Source organism: Nonomuraea sp. NPDC001831 (genome assembly GCF_042892035.1).
GTDB lineage: Bacteria > Actinomycetota > Actinomycetes > Streptosporangiales > Streptosporangiaceae > Nonomuraea.
This window is the reverse complement of sequence record NZ_JBIATU010000008.1, coordinates 417,123-425,633: the sequence shown is the minus strand read 5'-3', so window position 1 is coordinate 425,633 and position 8,511 is coordinate 417,123. Positions and strand designations below refer to the sequence as shown.

Annotated in this window: 6 protein-coding genes and 2 tRNA genes; 2 read left to right on the top strand and 6 right to left on the bottom strand. The window is 68.6% G+C overall.

Translation table 11 applies throughout. The features are described from left to right. The first annotated feature begins 396 nt into the window (after positions 1 to 396). Both ACFYYW_RS27295 and ACFYYW_RS27290 read left to right on the top strand, forming a co-directional pair. Positions 397 to 816, top strand: a complete 420-nt coding sequence (locus tag ACFYYW_RS27295; RefSeq protein WP_387652576.1) for a hypothetical protein — start codon at positions 397 to 399, stop codon at positions 814 to 816. Positions 817 to 931: 115 nt separating this feature from the next. After that, a complete protein-coding gene (locus ACFYYW_RS27290; protein WP_358010213.1) occupies positions 932 to 1,126 on the top strand; it encodes a hypothetical protein in 195 nt (64 codons plus the stop codon). Here the strand turns inward: ACFYYW_RS27290 and ACFYYW_RS27285 are convergent. The 6 genes from ACFYYW_RS27285 to ACFYYW_RS27260 all read right to left on the bottom strand — a co-directional run bounded on the left by ACFYYW_RS27285 (position 1,114) and on the right by ACFYYW_RS27260 (position 8,409). Next, a complete protein-coding gene (locus ACFYYW_RS27285) occupies positions 1,114 to 1,785 on the bottom strand; it encodes a response regulator (RefSeq protein ID WP_352330137.1) in 672 nt (223 codons plus the stop codon). The two genes, ACFYYW_RS27290 and ACFYYW_RS27285, sit on opposite strands and share 13 nt — an antisense overlap. After that, entirely contained in the window at positions 1,782 to 4,316 is a 2,535-nt protein-coding gene (locus ACFYYW_RS27280; RefSeq protein WP_387652573.1) for a DUF4118 domain-containing protein, read from the bottom strand. Before ACFYYW_RS27280 ends, ACFYYW_RS27285 begins: the two co-directional genes overlap by 4 nt. A 9-nt stretch (positions 4,317 to 4,325) precedes the next feature. Next, positions 4,326 to 4,793: a group II truncated hemoglobin gene (locus ACFYYW_RS27275; RefSeq protein WP_387652571.1), complete on the bottom strand. Its 468-nt coding sequence runs from the start codon at positions 4,791 to 4,793 to the stop codon at positions 4,326 to 4,328. A 105-nt stretch (positions 4,794 to 4,898) separates the two neighbouring features. After that, positions 4,899 to 4,975 (bottom strand) — tRNA-Met (locus tag ACFYYW_RS27270). A gap of 345 nt (positions 4,976 to 5,320) precedes the next feature. Continuing rightward, positions 5,321 to 5,397 (bottom strand) — tRNA-Met (locus ACFYYW_RS27265). 57 nt (positions 5,398 to 5,454) lie between these two features. After that, on the bottom strand, positions 5,455 to 8,409 hold the full coding sequence (locus ACFYYW_RS27260) for a UPF0182 family protein (protein ID WP_387652569.1): 2,955 nt from the start codon (positions 8,407 to 8,409) through the stop codon (positions 5,455 to 5,457). Positions 8,410 to 8,511: the final 102 nt, after the last annotated feature.

Genomic DNA, 8,511 nt, shown 5'->3' with positions numbered 1-8,511 from the left:
TTTCAGCCGTTCAAGTCTCTGTCAAATTGACCGGACTTGCTCGACCTGCTGGAATTAAGTCGCGCCCCGCTTCCGGGACAACCCCTCTAACTTACCAGCTCATTCAGACCGCTCTGAACCGTCTTGAATGAACCAGAAGGAAGTGGGATTTGCCGGGCTTCTGTTGAGGCTCTTGCGAGCCCCTCGGCCGCCCTGCGCGAAGCAACTCTAGCAGTCTCCCGCGCCTACTTCGCGCCACACAGGTAATCGTAGGGTCCTTCCCTCGCCACAAGATCGTCAAACCTTGGTCATCGCCGCCCGCACGACACCTGAAGTCAAGCCGTCAGCAAGTCATCCGCAATCGCCCCTCGGTACGAAGGTAGCCACGAGCAGACTGCGCTCTCGGAGGTGCCCGCCATGACCCGCTCGGAGTTCGACGACATCCGTGCCTTCCTCGCCGACCCGGCGACCCATGCGGGAGACCTCCTGCGCATCGCCCGGACCCTGATCGACGACCTCGAACAGGCACGGGTGCGCGAGGCCGTCCTGCGTACCCATTACCTGCGGCTGCTCACGGCGGCGCGGACGACCGTGGCCGCGGACATGGTCGACGCGCCCGACCCGCTCGCCTTCCTCACCCGCGAGCTGGCCGAGCGCGGTCAGCTGCCCGAGGACGAGGACGCCGTGCAGCAGATCCTGTCCGACGCCCGTACGGCTGAGACGCTGCTTGCCTGCATGCAGGAGGGGCAGCAGCCACCGCAACAGCCGCCGGTCGTGCGGATGCGCGGAATGCGCCTGCGTCGGTGCGTCGGTGCGCATCGGACCCTTCCCCGCTGAGCCGGCCGGCCCGGCCGCTGATCGCTCAAGGCTGATCCCCCAGGGGCTCAGGCTTCGACCGGATGACGACTGTGGCCATACCCGGCCTTGGCCACCCGACTGTAAGACTGCGCGTATGTGGCAACGTGGGCTGAACTGGTCGGCAATCATCCTGGTCGGGATATTTGGTCTGATGTGGATCGGTGTTGTGATCTATGCGGATCAGACGTCTTCCCTGTGGGTGCGTGCCGCTCAGGTGCTCTTCGGGGCCTTGCTGCTCGGGTGGGCCGTGCTCAAGGCGGTTGTCCTGGTCAGGGATCAGGAGGGCTGAAACCGGTATCCCATTCCGGGCTCGGTCAGCAGGTGCACGGGGTGGGCCGGGTCGCGTTCGAGCTTGCGGCGCAGTTGGGCCATGTACTGGCGCAGGTAGTGCGTCTCCTTCAGGTAGCCGGCGCCCCACACCTCCGTCAGCAGCTGCCGCTGGCTGATCAGTTTGCCGGGATTGCGAAGCAGGATCTCCAGGAAGTGCCACTCCGTCGGCGTCAGCCGTACGCCACCTGAGATCGTCTTGCCGGCTAGGTCGATCACGTGGTCGCCCAGCCGCACCGTCGCGGGTTCCTCTTCGTGCTGGTTCGTGCGGCGGGTCACCGCGCGGATGCGGGCCAGCAGCTCGTCGATGCCGAACGGCTTGGTGACGTAGTCGTCGGCTCCGGCGTCGAGCGCGTCCACCTTGTCCGTGCTGTCGGTACGCCCCGACAAGACGATGATCGGCACCTTCGTCCAGCCGCGCAGGCCCTGGATCACCTCGACGCCGTCGAGATCGGGCAGGCCGAGGTCGAGGACGACCAGGTCCGGGTGCCAGTCGGCGGCCTGGCGCAGCGCCGATGCGCCGTCGGGGGCGACCGCGACCTCGTAGTGCCTGGCCGCCAGGTTGATGCGCAGAGCACGCAGGATCTGGGGCTCATCGTCGACGACGAGCACGCGGGTCAAGGGGCCCTCCTCAGTGAGACCGTCATGGTGAGCCCTCCTCCGGGGGTGTCCTCAAGGAGCAGCGTGCCGCCCATCGCCTCGGTGAGGCCGCGCGAGAGTGCGAGGCCGAGGCCCACGCCGGTGTGGTTGTCGCGGTCGCCGAGTCGTTGGAAGGGCATGAACACCCTTTCATGCGCTTCCGTGGGGATTCCTGGTCCCCTGTCGATGACGCGCAGTTCGACGCGTTCGCCGTGCCAGCTCGCGGTGACGAGCACGGGCTCGCCTTCGGGGCTGTAGCGGACGGCGTTGGCCATCAGGTTCGCCAGGACGCGTTCGAGCAGCGCCGGATCGGCCTGGAACTCCGGCAGGTCGGCCGGGACGTCACTGCTGACCCGGTCACGCAGCGGGCCGAGGTCGTCGATGGCACGCGGCAGCACATCCTCGACGGCGACGGGCCGCAAGGTGACGCCCAGCACGCCGGCCTGGAGGCGGCTCATGTCGAGCAGGTTCGACACGAGCCGGTTCAGTCTGATCAGCGACTCGCCGGCGGTGGCCAGCAGTTCGGCACGGTCGTCGTCGGACCAGATGATGTCGGTGTTGCGCAGGCTCTCCACGGACGCCATGGCCGAGGCGAGCGGGGTGCGCAGGTCGTGGCCGACGGCGGCGAGCAGCGCGGTGCGCATGCGGTCGGCCTCGGCCAGCGGCTCGGCGCGCGCGGCCGCCTCGCGCAGGCGTTCCTGGCGCAGGGCGACGGCTGCCTCGGCGGCGAACGCCTCCAGGACGCGGCGGTCGCTGGCGTCGAGCAGCCGGCCGCGGGTCGCGAGCACCAGCCGGTCGTCGATGGTGACCACGTCGCTCCCGCCGTCCGGTCCGGGGTGGTTCGGGCTGGTGACGGGCGGGGTGGTGATCGGGGGGCCGCCGGACGTGGCGACGATGCGCCAGTCACCCGGCGGATCGTCCCTTTCGAGCAGGGTCACCGCGGTCAGCCCGAATGTCTCCCGCAACCGTCCGAGCAGGGAGGCCAGCGCGGACTCCCCGCGCAGCACGTGTCCGGCCAGTGTGGACAGGACCTCGGCGTCGGCCCTGGACCGGGCCGCTTCTCTGCTGCGCCGGGCGGCCAGGTCCACGACCGTGCTCACCATGACCGCGACCAGGACGAAGATGGCCAGCGACAACACGTTCTCGGGCTCGGCGATGGTCAGGGTGTGCACCGGCGGCGTGAAGAACCAGTTGAGCAGCCCGAACGCGAGCACCGCCGCCGTGAGCGCCGGCCACATCCCGCCCACGAGCGCGACGCCGACGACCAGCAGCAGGAAGAGCAGGATCTCGCTGGGCAGGCTCAGGTCGAGCGGCGCGATCACGGCGGTGAGCGCCGGCATGGCGGCCAGTGTCAGCGCCCATCCGGCCGACTTGCGCCGAGGCGTCAGCGCTCCCCCGGGCCGCGGCCGGCCGGAGCCTCGGGGGACGGCCTCGTGCGGGACCATGTGCACGTCGATCGAGCCGGACAGCGTGGCCGTCGTCACGCCCACGCCGCGGGTGAGCAGTTGCGCGAGCCGTCCCCGCCGGGAGGCGCCGAGGACGAGTTGGGTGGCGTTCACGCCGTCGGCGAACGCGATCAGCGCGCGTGGGATGTCGTCGCCCACGACCTGGTGGTAGGTGCCGCCGAGGTCCTCGACGAGTTTGCGCTGGCGTACCAGGTTGGCCGGGTCGCTCGTGGTGGACAGGGCGTCGGCCCGGGTGACGTGCACGGCGAGCAGGTCGGCGCCCTTGGTCCTGGCCGCGATGCGGGCGGCGCGGCGGACGAGGGTGTCGCCCTCGGAGCCGCCGGTGAGAGCGACGACGACGCGTTCGCGGGCTTCCCAGGTGCCTGCGATGTCATGGTCTGCCCGGTACGCGGTGAGCTGCCGGTCGACCCGGTCCGCCACCCAGAGCAGGGCAAGCTCCCGCAGAGCGGACAGGTTGCCGACGCGGAAGTAATTGGCGAGGGCGGCGTCGACGCGTTCCGGCGGGTAGACGTTGCCGTGGGCGAGGCGGCGGCGCAGCGCCTCGGGTGACATGTCGACGAGTTCGAGCCGGTCGGCCCGCCGGACCAGGTCGTCGGGGACGGTCTCGCGCTGCGGCAGGCCGGTGATCTGCTCGGCCACGTCGCGCAGGGACTCCAGGTGCTGGATGTTGAGCGTGGAGACGACGTCGATGCCGGCGTCGAGGATGTCCTGGACGTCCTGCCAGCGTTTGGCGTGCCGGGAGCCGGGCGTGTTGGTGTGGGCGAGCTCGTCGACCAGCACGGCCGTGGGACGGCGGGCGATGACCGCGTCGGCGTCCAGCTCGGTGAACGTGGCGCCGCGGTGGACGACGGTGCGGCCCGGCACGGTCTCCAGTCCGTCGAGCAGGCGGGCGACCTGGTCACGGCCGTGGGTCTCGACATGGCCCACGACCACGTCACGTCCGCGCTCCTTGGCCCGTCGCGCCTCGCTGAGCATGGCGTACGTCTTGCCGACGCCGGGCGCCGCGCCCAGGTAGACCCGCAGCCGCCCGCGCGACGTACTTCCCATTTCTCCAGGTTACGGCTGGTATGGCGGGGCGACTCCCCAGCCCCAGTGCGGAACCGGCGCCTTCGGGGGCGGGGTCGCGCCGGGCTGGGAGTTGTGCACGGCCAGCCGGGTGCCCCATTCGATGTAGCCGGCGAACGCGGCCCTGAACTCGGGGTCGTCGGGCAGGCCGACCTCGTCGGCGGCGTCCATGAGGAGGTTCACCCAGCGGCGGCGCTGCGGTTCGGTGATGGCCCGGCCCAGGTGGTGGGCCAGCATGTGGGGATATCCGCCGCGTTCGCGGGTGTACCGGTCAGGGCCGCCGAAGACCTCGCTGAGCCACATGGCGACGTATTTGGGGTGCTCGGGGTCCATGTGGGCGAACAGCGGCCCGATGAGGTCGTCCTTGAGGACGGTCCGGTAGAACGCCACGGTCAGCCGTTCGAACGCCTCGGTCCCGCCCGCCCACTCGTAGATCGTCGGGACGTCTTTTTCCGTCATGTAATCATGTAATCAGCACGTGAGTCGGTTCGACAAGGCCCGATAGGACGAGGTCCGGAAACGACGAAGTCCCCGGTCGCCGTGTGGCGACCGGGGACTTCGGCTTGGTAGCGGGGACAGGATTTGAACCTGCGACCTCTGGGTTATGAGCCCAGCGAGCTACCGAACTGCTCCACCCCGCGTCGGTGTGTCGTTATTAACTATACCGCCCTTCCGGACTCCTTCGACCCGGCCGGGCTTTGTCCGGGCGCGTCGGTGGCGTAATCACGGGCCTCACGCTGCTCGAACCCCCTCCACCACGGCGGCGAATCCTCCTGGCGTCACCCGGCGCGCCGGCCCCTGCACGTCATGGTGCCCGAATGGGCCGATGACCTTCGCTTGGCGGAAATGGAGGCAGGGGGTGCTTCCAGAACGGGGAGCCCGGGTTCCCGATGGTTTCGAGGTCCTGGAGACCGACAATGCGGATGGGACCTGCGGTGCCCGTGAAAAGCAACGAGGTCCTGGCCGTCGGCCAGGACCTCGAATCTTGGTAGCGGGGGCAGGATTTGAACCTGCGACCTCTGGGTTATGAGCCCAGCGAGCTACCGAACTGCTCCACCCCGCGTCGCTGTCTTGCTCCTCAAGACTATCGGCGACGGGGGGTGGGCGCAAACCGAAAGGGCTAGGTGGTGCCTCCCGCCTGTGTGCCCGAGGGTGTCGGCGTCGGTGTGGACGTGGCCGGCGGCGAGGCGGACGGCGTCGCCGACGGGGAGGCTGAAGGAGAGGCCGAGGGCGACGGGGTCGCCGCCGGCTTGGCGTTGGCGCTCTCGATCTGCTTCAGCGCCTCCTCCAGTCGCTTCTGGGCCTTGCCGTACTCGTCCCAGTTCGGGGGGCTGGCCTGGAGGGCCTTCTGGGCGTCCTCGTAGGCCTTCTGGGCGTTGGAGATGGCGGTGTTCATCGCCGACGTGTTCGCCTGGTTGGGCGTGGTCTGCTGGGGCTGGGTGTTCGGCTGTTGCTGCTCGCCGCCGAAGACCTGCTCCAGCGCCTGGTCGAGGGTGTCACCCGAGCCGACCTTGTTGCCGAACGCCACCAGCACCCGCCGCAGGATCGGGTACGGCTCCTGGCCGGTGCCGGCCTTGGTCTGCACGTAGACCGGCTCGATGTAGATCAGGCCGTTCGCGTAGGGCAGGGTCAGCAGGTTGCCGTACCTGACGTTGGCCTGGCCGAGGCCGAGGGGGCCCAGCTCGCCCGAGAACTTGTTCTGGAAGTTGTTCTGGGCCTGACCGGGACCGGGGACCGTGGTGTTGGACGGCATGCGCAGGATGCGCAGCTTGCCGTAGTCCTTGCCCACCGTGGAGCCCGCCGCCATGAAGGCCGCCAGGTTGGGCCCTTCCCGCGGGACGAAGGTCGTGGTCAGCGAGAACGACGGCTCGGACTCGTCGGGCATCGTCGCCGTCAGGTAGTACGGCGGCTGCTTGACCGACTGGTTGCCCTGCGAGGGGTCGCTGGGGATGTTCCAGAAGTCCTGGGCGCTGTAGAAGGCGGCCGCGTTGGTGACGTGGTAGCGCGACAACATGTAGCGCTGCACCTTGAACAGGTCCTCCGGGTAGCGGATGTGCGCCTGGAGGTCGGGGCTCATCTGCGAGGCGGGCTTGATCGTGCCGGGGAAGGCGGTGGACCACGTCTTCAGCACCGGGTCGTTGCCGTCCCAGGCGTAGAGCGTGACCGTGCCGTCGTAGGCGTCGACCGTGGCCTTGACCGAGTTGCGGATGTAGTTGATCTCGTCCTGCGGCTGCTGGGCGACCACTCGGCGGTCGGTGGCCAGGTCGCGGGTCATGTCGCCGAGGCTCTCGCTCTGCGAGTACGGGTACGCGTTGGACGTGGTGTACCCGTCGATGATCCAGGTGATGCGGCCGTCGATGATCGCCGGGTAGGCGTTGCCGTCGAGGGTCAGGAACGGCGCGACCTTCTCCACCCGCTCCCGCGGGTTGCGCACGTAGAGGATCTTGGAGTTGTCGTTGATGTCGCCCGACAGCAGGATGTTCATCTCGCCGTACTTGGCGGCGTAGACGAGCCGGTTGAGGGCCGAGCCGATCGGCACGCCGCCCTTGCCGGTGTAGGTGGTGTTCTGCTGGCCGGTCTGGCCGCCGGAGACCGGGTAGTCGAGCTCCTGCGGGGTCTTGGGGTTGCCGCCGGCGATGACGTACTCGGTGGAGCCGGGGTTCTCGCCGAAGTAGACGCGCGACTCCTTGAGCCCGGTCGAGGCCGCGAGGTCGCCGGTGACCGGCATGTCCTTGCTGTCGTAGGCGGGCAGGCCGCCCGCGTCGACCTCGTTGCCCGGCGCGGCGACGAAGCCGTAGCCGTGGGTGTAGACCAGCGCGCGGTTGATCCAGTTGTTCTGGGGCGCGGGCGGGCCGAGCAGCTCGCGGACGCCGACCACGTGGTCGACCAGCTTGCCGTCCTTGCCGGGGTAGCGGTCGACGTCGAGCTGGTCGGGGAAGCCGTAGAAGCCGCGGATGCGCTGGGTCTGCTCGAACGTGGACGACACCAGCGCCGGGTCGAGCAGACGCACGCCGGTCACCGACTCGTCGCCGCCGGCGCTGACCTTGGTCGGGTCGGCCTGGGCGTTGTAGTCGATCACTTCGGCGTTCTGCACGTCGTAGGCTGATCTGGTGGCTTGGATGTTCCGGTCGATGTAGACGGCTTCCTTGCCCTGCTGGTTGGGCTTGACCTGGAACTGCTCGACCAGCGCCGGGTAGACGCCGCCGATCAGGATGGCCGAGAGCACGAGCAGGCCGAACGAGACGCCGGGCAGCATGCCGCCAGGGCGCACGACGCCGGCGAAGAACAGCGCGGCGCAGATCAACGCGATGATCGCGAGGATGTTCTTGGCCGGGAGCACCGCGTTGACGTCGGTGTAGGACGCGCCGTGCACGTAGCCGCGGTCGGAGAAGACCAGACCGAACCGGTCGATGTAGTACGCGACGGCCTTGAGCAGGACGAACACGCCGAGCAGCACGGAAAGGTGGATCCGCGCGGCCCTGGAGGCGTGCACGCCCGGCGACTGCAGCCGGAAGCCGCCGTAGAGGTAGTGGGTGATCGTGGCCAGGACGATCGAGATGATCACGGCGGTGAACAGGAAGTTCAGCACCATCCTGATGAACGGGTAGTCGAACATGAAGAACGAGATGTCCATGCCGAACAGCTCGTCCTTCTTGTCGAAGGAGGCTCCGTTCACGAACTGCAGCCACGTCTTCCACTGCCCCGCGAACGAGGAGCCGGAGAAGAGCGCGAGCAGGCCCATGCCGACGATGAAGATCAGCTTGCGGTGGGGGTCGAGCGCCATGCGATAGCGGTCGGCCCCGCTGCCGCCGCCGAACACGGCGGGGCCGAACATCGGCCGGGTGCGGAAGGCCAGCAGCATGTTGCCGCCCGTGATGCCGACCATGAGCACCGCTCCGACGAGGAACAGCACGATCTCGGTCAGCAGCACCCCGGAGAAGACCGACGTGTAGTTGGTCGTGTCAAACCACAGGTAGTCGGTATAAATCCCAGAAAAGAGAAAAAACAGGGCCACGATCGCGACCAGCGCGATGGCCACAGGCAGAAGCAGCCGCGGCCGGCGTGGCAAGCGCATCGCCCTGCCGGCCCCTGGGGTCCGGAAGCTCAAGGCCAACCCCTCGTCGTGATGAAGAAACGGTCCGTGTCTGGCAACTTACACCGCAGCGCCAGCCGTACG

Excerpts from the sequence above, each read along its gene's own strand:
- ACFYYW_RS27280 (WP_387652573.1), bottom strand. The coding sequence starts at position 4,316 with ATGGGAAGTACGTCGCGCGGGCGGCTGCGGGTCTACCTGGGCGCGGCG.
- ACFYYW_RS27260 (WP_387652569.1), bottom strand. The coding sequence starts at position 8,409 with ATGCGCTTGCCACGCCGGCCGCGGCTGCTTCTGCCTGTGGCCATCGCG.
- ACFYYW_RS27275 (WP_387652571.1), bottom strand. The coding sequence starts at position 4,793 with ATGACGGAAAAAGACGTCCCGACGATCTACGAGTGGGCGGGCGGGACC.
- ACFYYW_RS27295 (WP_387652576.1), top strand. The coding sequence starts at position 397 with ATGACCCGCTCGGAGTTCGACGACATCCGTGCCTTCCTCGCCGACCCG.
- ACFYYW_RS27290 (WP_358010213.1), top strand. The coding sequence starts at position 932 with ATGTGGCAACGTGGGCTGAACTGGTCGGCAATCATCCTGGTCGGGATA.